The sequence below is a fragment of the Stenotrophomonas sp. 86428_Sma genome, assembly GCF_056481585.1.
The window spans coordinates 4,291,721-4,308,689 of sequence record NZ_CM151156.1; the positions used below are offsets into that span (position 1 = coordinate 4,291,721).

A 16,969-nucleotide genomic window follows, 5' to 3' on the forward strand; every position below is an offset into this window, starting at 1 on the left:
GCTGCCGCGATGCACCGGGCGACGCCGGGGGCAGCGCCCCGGCGCCTCGTCATTTGCGGCTGTAATGCGCGACCAGGCGGTCGCCGAGCATCTGCAGCAGCTGCACCAGAACCAACAGCAAGACCACGGTAACCAGGGCCACGTCGGTGTGCGAACGCTGGTAGCCATCGCGGAACGCCAGGTCACCAAGGCCGCCGGAACCAATCGCGCCGCCCATCGCGGTGAAACCGATCAGCGCCACGGTGGTGACCGTCGCACCGGCGATCAGGCCGGGGCGCGCCTCGGGCAGCAGCACGCGGGTGACCAGCTGCCAGGTGGTGGCACCCATCGACTGGGTCGCTTCGATCACGCCACGGTCCACTTCGCGCAGTGCGGTTTCGACCAGGCGCGCGTAGAACGGCGCGGCACCGATCACCAGCGGCACGATCGCACCGCGTACCCCCAGCGACGTCCCCATCAGGAACAGGGTGACCGGGATCAGCACGATCATCAGGATGATGAAAGGCACCGAGCGCAGCAGGTTCACCACCAGCGCCAGCACGCCGTAGGCGAACGGACGGCGCTTCATCTGCGGCGCGCCGAACAGGTACAGCAGCACGCCCAGCGGCAGGCCGATGGCCAGGGTCAGCGGCAGCGAACCGAGCAGCATCAGCAGGGTGTCGATGGTGGCCTGGCCGATGTCGGCCCACTTGCCCGCATCCAGGTGGCGGAAGAATCCGCCGGCAGTGGCGATGATCATCGACGCAGCTCCTCAACGTGCACGCCGGCAGCCACGAACGCGGCCTGCGCGGCGGACTGGTCACCGCCCACCAGGGCGACCACCAGCTGGCCATACGGGGTGTCCTTGATCCGGTCGATACGGCCGGACAGGATGTTGTAGTCGACCCCGGTCTCCCGCGCGACACTGCCGAGCAGGGGTTCGTAGGTGTCTCCGCCGAGGAAGGTCAGCCGCACGATGCGGCCACCGACGGCATCGAAATCACGATGCAGCGCGCCTTCATCCACGTGCTCCGATTCGCTGACGAAACGGCGCGTGGTCGGGTGCTGCGGATGCAGGAACACCCGGGTGACCGGCCCGGTCTCGACCATCTGGCCGGCGTCGAGCACGGCGACACGGTCGCAGACACGGCGGATCACATCCATCTCGTGGGTGATCAGCACGATGGTCAGGCCCAGCTCGCGATTGATCTTCGACAGCAGCGACAACACCGAGGCGGTGGTCTGCGGGTCCAGCGCACTGGTGGCCTCGTCGCACAGCAGGATCTGCGGGCGTGTCGCCAGCGCACGGGCGATGCCGACGCGCTGCTTCTGCCCACCGGACAGCTGTGCGGGGTACTTCTGCGCGTGCGCCTCCAGGCCCACGGTCTGCAGCAGCTCGGCCACGCGTGCATCGATCTCCGCCTTCGGCGTGCCCGCCAGCTCCAGCGGGAAGGCAACGTTGCCGGCCACCGTGCGCGAAGACAACAGGTTGAAGTGCTGGAAGATCATGCCGATGCGCCGGCGCAGCGCGCGCAGGCCGTCCGCATCCAGTCCGGTGACATCCTCGCCACCGATCAGCAGGCGACCACCGCTGGGCTCTTCCAGGCGGTTGATCATGCGGATCAGGGTCGACTTGCCGGCGCCGGAATGGCCGATGATGCCGAATACCTCACCGGCCTCGATGGTCAGGTCCAGCGGCTGCAGCGCGCTGACTGCGCGGCCGGCAACGGCATAGGATTTGTGCAGGCGCTGGAACTCGATCACGGGCGTGGCTCACCGGCTGGGTGACGGAAGGGGGCGTGCAGCCTACCAGCGCAGGCGGTCGCGCGCCCGCGCCATGGGCCAGAATGTTATTCCTTTTGGTTCTAAGTCGCCCGCGCCCGGTAGTGTCGGCCGCTGGCCGGCACCTGCAGCGGTTCCTCCGGGGCAAGGAGTTGCCGGCCAGCGGCCGGCACTACCCCGGCTCAGGGATGATCCAGCGGCTTCGGCGGTTCCTGCCGGTTCACCCGCTCACGGTGCAGCAGGTACAGCCCCGAGGCGACGATGATCGCCGCGCCCACCCAGGTATAGCTGTCCGGCAGCTGGCCCCAGAAGGCCAGATCCCAGCCGATCACCCAGACCAGGCCGCTGTACTCCAGCGGCGCGATCATCGAGGCCTCGCCCAGCTGGAACGCCTTGGTCAGGGCAATCTGGCCCAGCGCCCCAGCCAGACCCATGCCGGCGATCAGCGGCGCATGCGCCAGCTGCAGTGGCACCCAGCCGGGAAGGGCCAGCAGGCCGGCACCGATGGCCATGATCACCAGGAACCAGACCACCATCGACTGCGAGGTATCGGTGCGGGTGAGCAGGCTGACCGTGATCGCCGCCACGGCATACGCAGTGGCCGCGGCCAGCACCATCAGCCCCGGCACCGAAATGAAGCCGTCCACGCCCGGCCGCAGCACCACCAGCACGCCGACCAGGCCGATGCCGATGGCCACCCAGCGCCGCGGGCCAACCCGCTCACCCAGCAACGGCACCGACAGCGCGGCGATCAGCAGTGGGGCAACGAAATAGATGGTGTAGGCGGTGGACAGCGGCAGGTCACGCAGGGCGAACACGAAGCAGCCGATCATCGCCATGCCCAGCCCACCACGCAGCAGGTGCAGGCCCCAGCGGCGCGGGATCAGCGAGCGCGGGCCGGCGCTGACCAGCACCCAGACCAGCACGAACGGCAACGAAGCCGCACCACGCAGGAAGGTCACTTCCAGGGTCGGATAGCTGGCCGACAGCTGCTTCATGCCAGCATCCATCAGCGAGAAACAGGCGACCGCAGCGACCATCCAGGCCACCGCACGCGAGGGAGAGCGTTGCACGTTCATGGCCCATTATCGCCGACAGCACCGGTTTGTAGAGTCGAGCTTGCTCGACTCTACAAAGCGGGCATGCGGGCCGGCGCGATAGAATGGCCACCACTGAATCCTGCGGAGCATCGCCCATGCCCTCCTTCGACGTCGTGTCCGAAGTCGACACCCACGAGCTGACCAACGCCATCGACCAGGCCAACCGCGAACTGGCCACCCGCTTCGACTTCAAGGGCGTGGACGCCAAGTTTGAACGCGATGGCGATGTCATCAATCAGACGGCGCCGACCGAGTTCCAGCTCAAGCAGATGAACGACATCCTGCGCGCACGCCTGGCCGCGCGCGGCATCGACGTGCTCAGCCTGGAGTTCGGCGACATCGAAACCAACCTGGCCCAGGCCCGGCAGAAGATCACCGTCAAGCAGGGCATCGAGCAGAAGATCGCCAAGAAGATCGCGGCGGCACTGAAGGACGCCAAGCTGAAGGTGGAAAGCCAGATCAACGGCGACAAGCTGCGCGTGCAGGGCAAGAAGCGCGACGATCTGCAGGACGCCATCGCCGTACTCAAGGCCGGCAAGTTCGAGCTGCCGCTGCAGTTCAACAACTTCCGCGACTGATGCCCCCGCCAGGCCCTGCCCGGTGGACTACGCGGTCAATCGCGCAGCAGCTTGTACAGCGTGGTACGCGAGATTCCCAACTGGCGTGCGGCCAGGCTGAGGTTGCCGTCAGCGGCCAGGGCCGCGCGACGCGCGGCCTCACGCTGCTGGTCACGCAGCAGCGGCGCGCCTGGATCTGCCGGGGTGCTTCGCACAGTAGACCGGTGCGTCGCGCCCCGCGGCCCCTGCAGACGCTGCAGGTAGACCGCACTGCCCTCGCCCAGCCGGACCCGATGCGCTGCGCCCGGTTGCAGCAGCCGACGCCGTTGCGCCGCACTGGCACCGGCAAACAGCGCTTCCAGACCCAGCAGCGGCAACGGCCCGCGCCGTGGCAGGCCCAGCAGGCGCCGTGCAACGCGGTTGGCTGCACGCAGCTGGCCATCCTCCTGCACCGCCAGCAGCCCCTGCAGCGGTGACGCCAGCCAGCGCGGATCATGTTGCACGGCCAGCAGGTGCACGTCAGTGAGGCTGTGGAACAAGCGATTTTCGCTGGCCAGCGCAGCCTGCCGGAAATAGCCCTGCAGCAGCGCGGGATCGCGCTCGCCAAGACCGGTGATGTCGATCACTCCGCAGACCCGACCGTCGAGATCGTGCAGTGGCTCGCTCAGGCAGAACACCGGCGCGAACCGCTGCAGGTAGTGTTCGTTGCCGCGCACCAGTGCCGGCACATCGTCGGCCAGGCTGACCGCTGGCGCGGTGGTGCCGATCTCGGTCTCGCCCAGCTGTCGCCCGACCTGGATCGGCCGCAGCAAGGGAGCATCTTCCAGCCCGTGGGCCTGCTGCGCGATCACCATGCCGTCGCGGTTGGCGCAGAACATCGTCCAGCCACGCCCACCGAAGGCCGCCCAGAGCTGTTCCAGCTCCGGCTGCACGCAACGCGCCAGGCGCCGGTCATCGGGATGGGACAGATGGCGGCCATCGCCCAGCAGCGGCCGATAGTCCGGCTCCTGCCCCGGCTGCAGGCCCGCCGCGCGCGAACGCAGCCATGACTGCTGTAGCGGCAGCGGCAACACGCCCAATGAGCGCGCATCGCCGTCGGCGAAAGCGGCACGTGCCGCCACCAGTTGTTGCTGCCCGACTGTCGTGGCCATCATGGACGCAGCGTACACCCGCCAGCGGCAACGCCATGTTACGTCTCGGCAACGGAGCGTTTCCGTTTCAAGACGCGTTCAAACAAAGGGGCAGAGCCGTTATCTTCTGGAAAACGGATCTGCCCCCCGGGCCGGCCGGCGGCCGGCACTACCAACAAGGGAAACTACGCCGCGATGCGCAGCACCGGCTTCAGGGTAATGCCACGGGTACTGTCTTCGGCGGCCTGGTTGATCTGGTCCAGCGGATAGAACTTCACCAGTTTGTCGAACGGAAAGCGTCCCTGCTGGAACAGGGTCACCAGCTGCGGAATGAACACCTGCGGCACACTGTCGCCCTCGACGATGCCGCGGATGCTGCGACCGCCGAGCAGCAGGTTGTTCACATCGAAACTGGCGGTGGTGCCCAGCTTCGGCGCACCGACCACGCCCATCATGCCCAGCCCACCCAGCGCCTCGACGCCAGCGGACAGCACGTCCGGACGACCGGTCGATTCCAGCGCGAAGTCAGCACCCCCACCCGTGATCGCACGCACCGCCTCGACCACATCGGTCTCCCGGCTGTTGACCACGTGGGTGGCCCCCAGCTCCAGAGCAAGCTCCAGGCGCGAAGGCACCACGTCGATGGCAATGATGGTGGTGGCCCCGGCCACCCTGGCCGCCATCACCGCGCTCAGGCCCACCGCACCGGCACCATAGCTTGCAAAGCTGCTGCCCGACCGCACCTGCAGCGAGTTGAGCACCGCACCGGCACCGGTCTGGATGCCGCACCCCAACGGGCCCAGCAGTTCCAGTGGTGCGTCATCAGGCACCTTGATCGCATTGATCTCGCGGGCCAGCGCGTAGGTGGCAAACGAGGACTGGGCGAAGAAATGATCGTGCAGCGGCTGGCCCTGCGCATCGGTGATCGCGGTATGGCCGTGGCCATCATCGCCACCGAAGTTCAGGGCGAAGAAATCCCTGCAGTAAGCACCGTGTCCACCCCGGCAGGGATTGCAGTGACCACAGGCGCCGTAGGTCAGCACCACGTGATCCCCCGCCTTGAGGTCGCGCACGTTCGGGCCAACCGCTTCGACGATGCCCGCCCCCTCATGGCCCAGCACCGCCGGCAGCGGCACCGGATAGTACTGATCGCGCACGATCAGGTCGGTATGGCACAGGCCGGTGGCCACCACCTTCACCAGCACCTCGTCGTCCTGCGGACCGCGCAGCGTCGCCTGCTCGATGACGAAGGGCTGCTCCTTGCCGCGTACCACGGCGGCGGTGATCTCACGCGTTGCGTTGTTGTCGTTCATCGTGATGGCTCCTTCGATCAGATCGGGTATGCGGGCGCTTCGCCCTTGACGGTCAACCACTGCCACTGGGTGAACTCCTCGCCGTTGGCCGGGCCACCGATGCTGGTGCCGTTGCCGGACGCGCCGACGCCGCCGAAGGGGTTGATCACCTCGTCATTCACGGTCTGGTCGTTGATGTGCAGCAGACCGGTACGCAGGCGCTCGCCGATCTTCAGCGCGCGGCCGACGTTGCTGGACACGATCGCCATCGACAGCCCGTACTCGCTGTCGTTGGCCAGGCGCACGGCTTCGTCGTCATCGTCGAACGGCACCACCACCGCTACCGGCGCGAAGATTTCCTCGCTGAAGGCCGGATTGTCGGCCGCAACGTTGCCGAGCACGGTGGGTGCGAAGAACAGCTCCCGGTGCGTGCCGCCCGCTTCCAGCGTGGCACCGGCCTGCACCGCCTGCTCGACCACGCGTGCAGCATGGTCGCGCTGGCCGGCATTGATCAGCGGGCCGATCGCCACGTCCTCACGTGCCGGGTCGCCTACCTTCAGCGCGTTGGCCTTGGCCACCAGTTTCTGCAGGAACGTGTCATGGATCTTCCGGTGCACCAGCACGCGGCCGGTCGCCATGCAGATCTGGCCCTGGTGCAGGTAGACGCCCCACGCGGTGTTGGCCACCGCCAGGTCCAGGTCCGCATCGTCCAGGATGATCAACGAATTCTTGCCACCCAACTCCAGCGAAACCTTTTTCAGGTGCTTGCCCGCCGCTTCGCCGACCTTGCGCCCGGCGGCGGTGGAACCGGTGAACTGGATCATCGCCACGTGCGGGTCACTGGTCAGCGCGGCCCCGGCCGCGCCATCGCCGGGCAGCATGTGCAGCACGCCTGCCGGCAGGCCCGCCTGCTCGAACAGGCGCGCGATCACCGCGCCACCACACACTGCCGTACGCGGGTCCGGCTTGAGAACCACAGCGTTGCCCAGCGCGATCGCCGGGGCCACCGCACGCATCGCCAGGTAGAGCGGGAAGTTGAACGGCGAAATGACCCCGACCACACCCAGCGGGCGGCGCCGCGCCAGATTCAGCTTGCCCGGCTCGGAGGGCAGGATCTCACCCGTGCTGCGCGACGGCAGTGCGGCGGCCTCGTGCAGCGCCTTGATCGTCACCTTGGCCTCGAAGCCGGCCTTCAGGCGGGTCGAGCCGCTTTCGTGCACCAGCCACTCGACCAGGGTGTCGATGTTCTCTTCGGCCAGACGCGCGGCCTTGCGCAGCACGTCGGCACGCTGTTCGTAGGGCGCCGCCGCCCAAGCCTGTTGCGCCTGTGCCGCGGCAGCCGCCGAACGCGCGATCTGCGCCGGATCGGCCAGGCCGATCTCGCCCAGCTCCCGGCCAGTGGCCGGTTCAATCACCGGGTGCCGTTGCGGGGCAGCCTGCCAGTGGCCATCAAAGAAGGCGCCGGCCCAGAGGGCGTCCGGCAGCCACGGGGAAGATGCAGTCATGGGTGTCCTCCTGTTTCGTGCATCCATTCCACGCCCGTCGCCCCGGACTGGCAATCGGCCATCCATCGGTAGCGCGCAACGGTTTGAATCTTCAGGAATTTCCAGCTTCGCCACTGTCCAGTTCCTGCACAGTGGACAGCGCAGCACCGGCACACTGCCTACAATGGCGGCCCCGCCAGCCCACGTGCCCGCCATGACCGATTCACACCTGCCCACCGATGACCCGATCGCCGCCACCCGCCTGTGGCTGGAGCGCATCGTCATCGGCCTGAACCTGTGCCCGTTCGCCAAGGCGGTGTACGTGAAGGACCAGGTCCGCATCGTGCTCAGCGATGCGACCACGCCGGAAGCGCTGGTTGAACAGCTGGCCGAGGAGCTGGTGCTGCTGCGCGATACGCCGGCCGAGCAGATCGACACGACGCTGATCGTGCATCCGCAGGTGCTGACCGATTTCCTCGACTACAACGATTTCCTCGACAACGCCGATGCGGCGATCGAGGCACTGGACCTGCAGGGCATCCTGCAGGTGGCCAGCTTCCACCCGGACTACCAGTTCGATGGCGTGGCCGCGGACGACGCCAGCAACTACACCAACCGCGCACCCTTCCCCACCCTGCACCTGCTGCGCGAAGACAGCGTGGCACGCGCGGTGGATGTCTATCCGGACCCGGACGTGATCGTCGAGCGCAACATCCAGACCCTGGACCGCATCGGTGTGGACGGCTGGCATCGCCGCCTGCGCGGCGAAGACCTGACGTGAGCACGGTGCCGCCGATCGCCGCATGGCCGGCCGCGCCACTGTCGGGCAAGGTTGTGCTGGTCACCGGCGGTGCCAACGGCATCGGCCGTGGTATTGCCCAGGCCGTACTTGGTGCCGGTGGACGCGTGCTGATCGGCGACCTGGACGTGGAGGCCGGAGAAGCGTGTCTGGCGGAATGGCAGCGCGGCGAGGATGCCGCGTTCCAGCGCCTGGACATCACCGACGAAGCGAGCGTGCGCGACTTCATCGCCGTGGCCCTGCAGCGTTTCGGCCGTATCGACGGACTGGTGAACAACGCGGGCATCGCCGGTCCACACGGCACAGGGTTGCAGGATATGGACTGGGACGAGTGGCAGCGCCGGCTGTCGTCACTGCACGGTGCATTCCTGTGCAGCAAGCACACGTTGCCAGCACTGATCGCCAGCGCCGCCGGTGCGATCATCAACATCGCCTCCACCCGCGCCTGGCAATCCGAAGCACACAGCGAAGCCTACGCGGCAGCCAAGGGTGGGCTGGTGGCCTTCACCCATGCACTTGCGATCAGCGCCGGCCCGGCGGTGCGGGTGAACAGCATCAGCCCCGGCTGGATCGGCACCACTGCGTGGCAGGCACCCTCACGGCGCCACGCGCCGGAATACTCAGCCATCGACCATGCGCAACACCCGGTCGGCCGGGTCGGCCGCCCCGAAGACATCGGTGCACTGGCGGTGTACCTGCTGTCGTCGCTGTCCGGTTTCACCACCGGCCAGGACTTCATCGTGGACGGCGGCATGACCCGGAAGATGATCTACGCCGAATGACCCCAAGGCGCGACGCCCGGTAGAGGCCAACCTTGGTTGGCCTGGGCTTTTCGCCAACCAAGGTTGGCGCCTACCAAGGCGTTACGCCATGTCCGAACATTCCGGTAGATCCACGCCATGCGTGGATAGCGGTAACGTGCCAACCAAGGTTGGCACCTACCAAACACCTTACGCCATGCCCGAGTGGCGCAGCAGCGCGTCGATCTGAGGCGCGCGGCCGCGGAAGGCCTTGAAGTTCTCCGCCGCCGGGCGGCTGCCACCGCGCGACAGGATCTCTTCGCGGAAGCGCGCGCCGGTTTCAGCCAGCGCCTGCGGCGCCTCCTCGAACGCCGCATAGGCATCGGCGCTCAGCACCTCGGCCCACTTGTAGCTGTAGTAACCGGCTGCGTAGCCGCCGGCGAAGATGTGGCTGAACTGATGCGGGAAGCGGTTCCAGACCGGCGGGTGGTTCACCGCCACTTCCGCACGCACGCGGTCGAGCAGTGCCAGCACGCTGTCCTGCGCCGGTTCGAACTGGCTGTGCAGCAGCATGTCGAACAGGCCGAACTCCAGCTGGCGCACCGTGGCCATGCCGCTGTGGAAGTTGCGTGCAGCCAGCATGCGCTCGTACAGCGCGCGCGGCAGCGGCTCGCCACTGTCCACATGTGCGGTCATCGCCTGCAGGTGCTCCCATTCCCAGCAGAAGTTCTCCATGAACTGGCTGGGCAGCTCCACCGCGTCCCATTCCACGCCGTTGATGCCGGCCACGCCCAGTTCGCCGATGCGGGTCAGCAGCTGATGCAGGCCGTGGCCCATTTCATGGAACAGGGTGGTCACTTCATTGTGGCTGAAGGTGGCCGGCTTGCCATTGGCACCTCGGCCGAAGTTGCACACCAGGTAGACCAGCGGCGTCTGCACGCTGCCGTCGGCACGCTCGCGGCGGTTACGGCAATCATCCATCCACGCGCCACCGCGCTTGCCTTCGCGCGCGTACAGGTCCAGGTAGAACTGGCCCACCAGCCCGCCCTGCGCATCGACCAGGCGGAAGAAGCGCACATCCTCGTGCCACACCGGCGCGCTGTCCTCCTGCACGCGCAGGCCGTACAGCTGCTCGATTACCGAGAACAGGCCGCCCAGCACCTTCGGTTCGGTGAAGTACTGCTTCACTTCCTGTTCGGAATAGCTGTAACGCGCCTGCTTCAGGCGGTCGGCGGCGAATGCCAGGTCCCAGGCCTGCAGGCTGTCGATGCCGAGTTGCTCGCGTGCGAACTGCTCCAGTTCGGCGCGGTCCTTGGCCGCGAACGGCTTGGCGCGCGAGGCCAGGTCACGCAGGAAACCGAGCACCTCGGCCGGGTCCTGCGCCATCTTGGTCGCCACCGAATAATCACCATACGAACCGAAGCCGAGCAGTGCGGCGAGTTCCGCGCGCAGGGCGAGGATGCGGTCGATGTTGCCGCTGTTGTCCAGCGTGTCATCGCCGAATTCGGACGCACGCTGTGCGCTGGCACGGTACAGGATCTCGCGCAGATCGCGGTCCTCACCCCAGGTCTGCACCGGCAGGTAGCACGGCATCTGCAGGGTCAGTTTCCAGCCAGACTTGCCGTCCTTCTGTGCTGCGGCATGCGCGGCGGCCTTCACGTCTTCCGGCAGGCCCTTCAATCGCGCTTCGTCCTCGACGATCAGCGACCAGGCATCGGTAGCGTCAAGAACGTTCTGCGAGAACTTCGCCGACAGCGCCGACAGTTCTTCCTTGATCGCCGCGAAGCGCTGCTGCGCCTCCGGCGCCAGCTCGGCGCCGCCGAGGCGGAAGTCACGCAGCGTGTTGTCCAGCACCTTGCGCTGGGCCTCGTCGAAGCGCGCCGCCTCGGTGCTGGCGGCCAGGGTCTGGTACTGCCGGTACAACGCCAGGTTCTGGCTGAGCGCGCTGGCGAAGCGGGTCACCCGCGGCAGGTTGCTGTTGTAGGCCTCGCGCAGTTCCGGGGTGTTGACCACGCCCTGCAGGTGGCCGACCAGGCCCCAGGCGCGCCACAGGCGCTCGGTGGCGTCATCCAGCGGGGCAACGAAGGTCTCCCAGCGCACCGGCTGCACCTGCTCGGCCGTGCTGACGGCGGCTTCGGCCTCGGCCAGCAGCACGTCCAGCGCCGGCGCCACGTGCTCGGGGCGGATCGCCTCGAAGCGCGGCAGGCCGGAAAAATCGAGCAGGGGGTTGGCAACGGTCACGGCAGATCTCCAGGGAACGGGCCCGGCGGGCGGGCAGCTTGGTAGATATGGCGCTGGCAGGCGTGGCTGACAAGGGGGCGCGGCATTCACATCGGCCTTACGGTCACGCATCGAAGCTCTGGCTGCGGGGGAGTCCGCAGCGGTACGCACCGAACGAGGCCCTACATGGAAGGTCTGGCTGCAGTTGCATCCGCCTCACCGGCCCGGTCACTGGCATTGTCCGCCAGCCCGGCCGAACTGACCTGGATCGCCGCATTGTGCGATGCCGGCGACGACGCCCCGCGTCACCTGCATCAACTGCAGGCAGTGCTGCAGCAGGGCGGCACGTTCAACGATGCCCAGGAGTGGTACCCGTTCGAGGTGATCGAACGTGGCGCCAGCCAGCTGCGGCTGGGCCATGAGCGCGAGTTCGTGATCTGCGTGCTGCTGTGGCTGCAGGCGCTGGCCCAGGGCCGTGCCAGCATCCTGGACCCGAGCCTGCATCTGGATGATCGCGCGATGGACATCGAGGCCTTGCCCGATGCGCTGCGAGATGCAGTGCTGGACGCGTTCACCGCGGCGGGGTATTGATCGGGGTACGACACACCGCTGCGCTCGTCGGGCATCGCCCGGCGGAAATGCCGGCCGGCTACAACGCTTCCAGGCTGCACCACGGCAGTTCCGGCAGCCCCTGCCCGGCCACTGCCGCTGCCAGCTGTGCATCGGCGCCGTCGACATCGATGCCCTGCCGCGCGTACCACGCCGGGTCGTAGTAGCTCTGCGCGTAGCGCTCGCCACTGTCGCACAGGATGCTGACAATGCTGCCCTGGTGGCCTGCCTCACGCATCCACTGCGCCGCCCGCAGCACACCGATGAAGTTGGTGCCGGTGGAGCCACCCACGCGTCGACCGAGCTGGCGGCTGACATGGCGCATCGCGGCCAGGCTCAGCGCGTCGGGCACCTTCACCATCGCATCGACGCTGGTCGGGATGAAGCTCGGCTCCACCCGCGGCCGGCCGATGCCTTCCACGCGCGAACCGCCGCTGCAGGTCAGGCCGCGCCAGTCCTGCTGGCCGGCCACGGCAGCCTGATAGCCATCGAAGAACACCGACACTTCCGGGTCCGCGCAAAGGATGCGGGTGTCATGCCGGCGGTAGCTGACATAGCGGCCCAGCGTCGCTGCGGTACCGCCGGTACCGGGGCTGCACACGATCCATTCCGGAACCGGGCTGGGCTCCTCGGCCATCTGCTTGAAGATGGACTCGGCAATGTTGTTGTTGGCGCGCCAGTCGGTCGCCCGCTCGGCATAGGTGAACTGGTCCATGAAGTGGCCACCGGTTTCGCGGGCCAGCTTCTCCGATTCACCGTTGAGTTCGCAGGCGCGCTCGACCAGGTGGCAGCGGCCCCCGTGGAATTCGATGGCGGCAATCTTCTCCGGCGAGGTCGTGGCCGGAATCACCGCGATGAACGGCACCCCCAGCAGGCGCGCGAAATAGGCCTCGGACACTGCCGTCGACCCGCTGGAAGCCTCGATCACCGGCCGCCCTTCGCGCAGCCAGCCGTTGGTCAACGCATACAGGAACAGCGAGCGCGCCAGCCGGTGCTTGAGGCTGCCGGTGGGATGGCTCGATTCATCCTTCAGGTACACATCGATGCCCGCGAACCCGGCCAGCGCCAACGGGATCAGGTGGGTATCGGCGGAACGGTTGAAATCGGCTTCGATCTTGCGGATGGCGGCGGCCACCCATTCACGCTGCGACATGGCGGGCAATGGTCATCAGGACGGAACGGTGCTATCTGGCCATTGTATGTCGCGAATGGCCAAATTCAGAGCCGGTAGAATGGCCACATCCGGCCGGCAACGGCCCTGTCTGAAGGACCTCCCCCATGACCATCCCCGCCCTGCGCGATGTCCCCGGCGTCGCCGCCCAGGCTCCGGCCGAGACCACCGGCTTCGTGTTCAACCACACCATGCTGCGGGTGAAGGACATCACCGCCTCGCTGGACTTCTACACCCGCGTGCTGGGCTACCAGCTGATCGACAAGCGCGACTTCGCCGAAGCCCAGTTCAGCCTGTACTTCCTGGCCTACGTACCGGCCGGCGCGGTGGTGCCGGAAGACGACAGCCAGCGCCGCGTGTGGATGGCCGGCCTGCCGGGCGTGCTGGAACTGACCCACAACCATGGCACCGAGGCCCAGGACGGCGCGGTCTACCACGACGGCAACAGCGACCCGCGCGGCTTCGGCCACATCTGCGTGTCCGTGCCGGACATCGAAGCCGCCTGCCAGCGCTTCGAGGACCTGGGCGTGACCTTCCAGAAGCGCCTGACCGACGGCCGCATGAAGAACCTGGCCTTCATCAAGGACCCGGACGGCTACTGGGTCGAGATCATCGCCAACTGACAAAAGGGGACGGAGGGGATTAAGTCGTTTCTGGCACTATTGGCTGGAAGTGACTTAATCCCCTCCGTCCCCTTTTTTGCGAGGTTCGTATGGAAACGATGGAACTGCACCGCGGACGACTGATCGACCACATCCAGCTGGTCGTACGCGACCTCACCGCCAGCCGCCGCTTCTACCAGGCGGTGTTCGACACGATCGGCATCCCGATCGCCGGCGAAGGCGAGGATTACTTCTGGGCCGATGAGCTGTTCATTTCCAGCGCCACCAGCGAGGCCGCCGCCGGCCAGCTGACCGGCCGCCACCACCTGGCATTCCAGGCGCGCGACAGCGCCACCGTCGATGCCTTCCATACCGCCGCGATCGCCGCCGGCGGCACCGATAACGGCGCGCCGGGCGAACGCCCTTACCACCCGGGCTACTACGGCGCGTTCGTACTCGATCCGGATGGCAACAACATCGAAGTGGTCTATCACGGTCCGGCGAACTACAGCGCCGATTCGGTGAAGGTCACTTTCTGATATCACCGAAGCCGTGAACGAAGAAGCCGGGCAATGCCCGGCTTCTCTGCATCCAAGGGTCCAGCCCTCAGTGGGCGGCCATGTAGATGTCCTGCAGCACGGCCTTTTCCAGCTCCAGCTCGCCCAGCAGGTTCTTCACGATGTCACCCAGGCTGAGGATGCCAACCAGTCGGGTGCCTTCGGTGACCATCAGATGACGGCGCCGCGAGTATGTCATCAGCGACATGGCCTGCTTCAGGGTCGCTTCCGGCGCAATGCCTTCCAGGCCGGTGGACGGCAGGCTGGAAATCACCCGACGGCCGGCCTGCGGGCCGTCGTCGGCCAGGGTGCGCACGATGTCCTTCTCGGAAATGATGCCGACCGGGGCATCGTCCTTCATCACCACCAGCGCAGCGATCTTGTTCGCGCTCATCTTGTGGGCGGCGGCACCGATGGTGTCTTCGGCGTCGATGGTGATGACAGCTTCTTTCTTGGATTGCAGGAGTTCGCGGACGTTCATTCTTGTTTCCTGGTGCAGGTCACTGAAGTCAAAAAAGTGTGCTCTTCCGATACGCCCCCTCCCCGGGAACAGACCTTTCAGCGCACGTCTGGCGCACCCGGCTGCCGGTGGAAATGGATCGGCAGACGACGTGCTGCAACGCGAACGAGGTGGGTTCAACCGCTCAACCCGGCCCTCGGTCAAATCGATTCTACGACTGCGACCATCGGTCACTACCGGCATCGATAGGACAGTTCGTCGTGGGAACCAACTGACGATCCAGAGAATGGCACCGCGGCTGAAACCGCCGCTGAATACAGGCGATGCCGCGCATTAAAGATTGATTGCCTGCTGCCGACGGCGGACAGAACACCCGGCGGCTGTCCCACTTGGCACGACCACCGGCGCAAACGAAAGGGGCCCACGTGGGGCCCCTTTCGCATGCAGCTTCCAGCGGTTCCGGCGGAGTTACTCCACCGTCACGCTCTTGGCCAGGTTGCGCGGCTTGTCCACGTCGGTGCCACGTGCCAGTGCGGTGTGGTACGCCAGCAGCTGCACCGGGATGGTGTGCACGATCGGGCTGAGCACGCCGGCATGGCGCGGCGTACGGATCACATGCACGCCTTCGGACTCGTTGAAATTGCTGTCCTGGTCGGCGAATACGAACAGCTCGCCGCCGCGCGCGCGTACTTCCTGCATGTTCGACTTCACCTTCTCCAGCAGGCTGTCGTTGGGCGCGATCACCACTACAGGCATGTCCTCGTCCACCAGCGCCAGCGGGCCATGCTTCAGCTCGCCCGCCGGATAGGCCTCGGCGTGGATATAGGAGATCTCCTTCAGCTTGAGCGCGCCTTCCAGCGCGATCGGGTAATGCAGGCCACGACCCAGGAACAGCGCGCTGCTCTTGCGGGCGAAACGCTCGGCCCAGGCGGCGATCTGCGGCTCCATGTTCAGCGCGTGCTGCACGCTGCCCGGCAGGAAGCGCAGCTGCTCCAGGTAGTCCGCTTCCTGCGCCGCGTCGATGCGGCCATGCAGCTTGCCCAGCACCACGGTCAGCTGGAACAGTGCGGCCAGCTGGGTGGTGAAGGCCTTGGTCGACGCCACGCCGATCTCGGCGCCGGCACGGGTGTAGCAGACCAGCTCGCTGGCGCGCGGAATCGCGCTTTCCGGCACATTGCAGATCGACAGCGTGTGCTTGTGGCCCAGCGACTTGGCGTACTTCAGCGCTTCCATCGTATCCAGCGTTTCGCCGGACTGGGAGATGGTGACGATCAGGTGCTTCGGGTTGGCATACGCGGCGCGGTAGCGGTACTCGCTGGCGATCTCCACGCTGCACGGCAGCCCGGCGATGGCTTCGATCCAGTAGCGCGCGGTCAGGCCGGCGTAATAGCTGGTGCCGCAGGCGATGATCTGCACGCCTTCGATGCCTGACAGCACGGCCTCGGCATTCTTGCCGAACAGTTCGGCCGGGAAACCACCGGCGTCGATCGCTGCCTCGATGGTGTCGCCCAGCGCGCGCGGCTGCTCGTGGATTTCCTTCTGCATGAAGTGGCGGTACGGGCCCAGCTCCAGCGATGCCAGCGATACGTCGGACAGGTGCACCTCGCGCTCGATCGGCTGGTCATGCTCATCGAAGATGCGCACGCCGTCGCGGCGGATTTCGGCGGTGTCGCCCTCTTCCAGGAAGATCACCTTGCGGGTGGCCGAGATCACCGCCGAAACGTCGGACGCCACGAAGTTCTCGCCCTCACCCAGGCCGATCAACAGCGGGCAGCCCATGCGCGCGCACACGAAGCGTTCCGGCTCGGCGCGGCTGACCACGGCCAGCGCGTAGGCGCCGGTCAGCTCCTTCACCGTGTGCTGCAGCGCCACCAGCAGGTCGTCGCCGTCCTTCAGGTGGTGATGGATCAGGTGCGCGATGACTTCGGTGTCGGTCTGCGACTCGAAGGTGTAACCCAGGGCACGCAGCTTCTCGCGCTGCTCCTCGTGATTTTCAATGATGCCGTTGTGCACCAGTGCCACGCCGTGGCTGATGTGCGGATGCGCGTTGGCCTCGGTGACACCACCGTGGGTGGCCCAGCGGGTGTGGCCGATGCCCAGCACTGCATTGAAGCCCTCGGCCTCGGCCGCAGTGGCCATTTCCGACACACGGCCGGTACGACGCACGCGGCGCACATCCGGCCGTTCGGCATGGTCGATCACCGCGATGCCCGAGGAATCGTAACCACGGTACTCAAGGCGCTTCAGGCCTTCGATCAGCACCGGCACTACGTCGCGATCAGCGATCGCACCCACGATTCCACACATGTCACGCGTTTCCTTGAAGACGATCGCCGCATTCTAGCCTGCGGGCCCGCGCTCCCCCTCCTGTCCGCTTAATGAAAGTGTCCGGAAAGGTGTCCGCGGACACCCGGACACTTCAGGGTGCCTCCCAACCCATTGACCCACAAGGAAATAAAGTTGGCACGCTACGTGCTTGGTACCCAC

General features: G+C 66.7%; 16 protein-coding genes. 6 read left to right on the forward strand and 10 right to left on the reverse strand.

Translation table 11 applies throughout. The annotated features are described in order from the left end of the window. Nucleotides 1-49: 49 nt before the first annotated feature. The 3 genes from ACZK3J_RS19695 to ACZK3J_RS19705 form a co-directional block, all read right to left on the reverse strand. Nucleotides 50-739 carry a methionine ABC transporter permease gene (locus ACZK3J_RS19695; protein WP_032129021.1) on the reverse strand — a complete coding sequence of 230 codons (690 nt, stop codon included), beginning with the start codon at nt 737-739 and terminating at the stop codon, nt 50-52. Further along, a complete protein-coding gene (locus ACZK3J_RS19700; protein WP_049463219.1) occupies nt 736-1,743 on the reverse strand; it encodes a methionine ABC transporter ATP-binding protein in 1,008 nt (335 codons plus the stop codon). Before ACZK3J_RS19700 ends, ACZK3J_RS19695 begins: the two co-directional genes overlap by 4 nt. Before the next feature lie 200 nt (nt 1,744-1,943). Further along, on the reverse strand, nt 1,944-2,840 hold the full coding sequence (locus tag ACZK3J_RS19705) for a DMT family transporter (RefSeq protein WP_049399222.1): 897 nt from the start codon (nt 2,838-2,840) through the stop codon (nt 1,944-1,946). A 116-nt stretch (nt 2,841-2,956) separates the two neighbouring features. On the opposite strand from ACZK3J_RS19705, the gene ACZK3J_RS19710 reads away from it, so the two are divergent. Further along, nucleotides 2,957-3,439: a YajQ family cyclic di-GMP-binding protein gene (locus ACZK3J_RS19710; RefSeq protein WP_006471121.1), complete on the forward strand. Its 483-nt coding sequence runs from the start codon at nt 2,957-2,959 to the stop codon at nt 3,437-3,439. 35 nt (nt 3,440-3,474) lie between these two features. Here the strand turns inward: ACZK3J_RS19710 and ACZK3J_RS19715 are convergent, their stop codons facing one another. The 3 genes from ACZK3J_RS19715 to ACZK3J_RS19725 all read right to left on the reverse strand — a co-directional run bounded on the left by ACZK3J_RS19715 (nt 3,475) and on the right by ACZK3J_RS19725 (nt 7,345). Continuing rightward, nucleotides 3,475-4,569, reverse strand: a complete 1,095-nt coding sequence (locus ACZK3J_RS19715; RefSeq protein ID WP_238380432.1) for a helix-turn-helix domain-containing protein — start codon at nt 4,567-4,569, stop codon at nt 3,475-3,477. 164 nt (nt 4,570-4,733) lie between these two features. Then, nucleotides 4,734-5,861, reverse strand: coding sequence for an NAD(P)-dependent alcohol dehydrogenase (locus ACZK3J_RS19720; protein WP_049460891.1), 1,128 nt, complete (start codon nt 5,859-5,861; stop codon nt 4,734-4,736). A 17-nt stretch (nt 5,862-5,878) separates the two neighbouring features. Next, entirely contained in the window at nt 5,879-7,345 is a 1,467-nt protein-coding gene (locus tag ACZK3J_RS19725) for a benzaldehyde dehydrogenase (RefSeq protein WP_478476199.1), read from the reverse strand. A 193-nt stretch (nt 7,346-7,538) separates the two neighbouring features. Between ACZK3J_RS19725 and ACZK3J_RS19730 the strand changes: the two genes are divergently transcribed. Together ACZK3J_RS19730 and ACZK3J_RS19735 are read left to right on the forward strand one after the other, a co-directional pair. Next, a complete protein-coding gene (locus ACZK3J_RS19730) occupies nt 7,539-8,105 on the forward strand; it encodes a DUF1415 domain-containing protein (protein ID WP_032129027.1) in 567 nt (188 codons plus the stop codon). Beyond that, nucleotides 8,102-8,905 carry an SDR family oxidoreductase gene (locus ACZK3J_RS19735; RefSeq protein WP_277778297.1) on the forward strand — a complete coding sequence of 268 codons (804 nt, stop codon included), beginning with the start codon at nt 8,102-8,104 and terminating at the stop codon, nt 8,903-8,905. Before ACZK3J_RS19730 ends, ACZK3J_RS19735 begins: the two co-directional genes overlap by 4 nt. Before the next feature lie 168 nt (nt 8,906-9,073). On the opposite strand, the gene ACZK3J_RS19740 is transcribed toward ACZK3J_RS19735, so the two are convergent. Continuing rightward, nucleotides 9,074-11,104 carry a M3 family metallopeptidase gene (locus ACZK3J_RS19740; RefSeq protein WP_049460888.1) on the reverse strand — a complete coding sequence of 677 codons (2,031 nt, stop codon included), beginning with the start codon at nt 11,102-11,104 and terminating at the stop codon, nt 9,074-9,076. A 165-nt stretch (nt 11,105-11,269) separates the two neighbouring features. Between ACZK3J_RS19740 and ACZK3J_RS19745 the strand changes: the two genes are divergently transcribed. Then, nucleotides 11,270-11,674 (forward strand): hypothetical protein, encoded by a 405-nt coding sequence (locus ACZK3J_RS19745; RefSeq protein WP_049460886.1) that lies wholly within the window; start codon nt 11,270-11,272, stop codon nt 11,672-11,674. A gap of 58 nt (nt 11,675-11,732) precedes the next feature. Here ACZK3J_RS19745 and ACZK3J_RS19750 read toward each other — a convergent pair whose 3' ends face one another. Then, nucleotides 11,733-12,845 carry a PLP-dependent cysteine synthase family protein gene (locus ACZK3J_RS19750; RefSeq protein WP_049460884.1) on the reverse strand — a complete coding sequence of 371 codons (1,113 nt, stop codon included), beginning with the start codon at nt 12,843-12,845 and terminating at the stop codon, nt 11,733-11,735. A gap of 125 nt (nt 12,846-12,970) precedes the next feature. Here ACZK3J_RS19750 and gloA point away from each other — a divergent pair, with 125 nt between their 5' ends. Together gloA and ACZK3J_RS19760 are read left to right on the forward strand one after the other, a co-directional pair. Beyond that, on the forward strand, nt 12,971-13,486 hold the full coding sequence (gene gloA, locus ACZK3J_RS19755) for a lactoylglutathione lyase (RefSeq protein ID WP_049460883.1): 516 nt from the start codon (nt 12,971-12,973) through the stop codon (nt 13,484-13,486). Nucleotides 13,487-13,575: 89 nt separating this feature from the next. Further along, entirely contained in the window at nt 13,576-14,004 is a 429-nt protein-coding gene (locus ACZK3J_RS19760; RefSeq protein ID WP_414577243.1) for a VOC family protein, read from the forward strand. A 67-nt stretch (nt 14,005-14,071) separates the two neighbouring features. On the opposite strand, the gene ACZK3J_RS19765 is transcribed toward ACZK3J_RS19760, so the two are convergent. Together ACZK3J_RS19765 and glmS are read right to left on the reverse strand one after the other, a co-directional pair. Beyond that, on the reverse strand, nt 14,072-14,503 hold the full coding sequence (locus ACZK3J_RS19765; RefSeq protein WP_010481344.1) for a CBS domain-containing protein: 432 nt from the start codon (nt 14,501-14,503) through the stop codon (nt 14,072-14,074). A 447-nt stretch (nt 14,504-14,950) separates the two neighbouring features. Then, nucleotides 14,951-16,789 (reverse strand): glutamine--fructose-6-phosphate transaminase (isomerizing), encoded by a 1,839-nt coding sequence (gene glmS / locus ACZK3J_RS19770; protein ID WP_049399202.1) that lies wholly within the window; start codon nt 16,787-16,789, stop codon nt 14,951-14,953. Nucleotides 16,790-16,969: the final 180 nt, after the last annotated feature.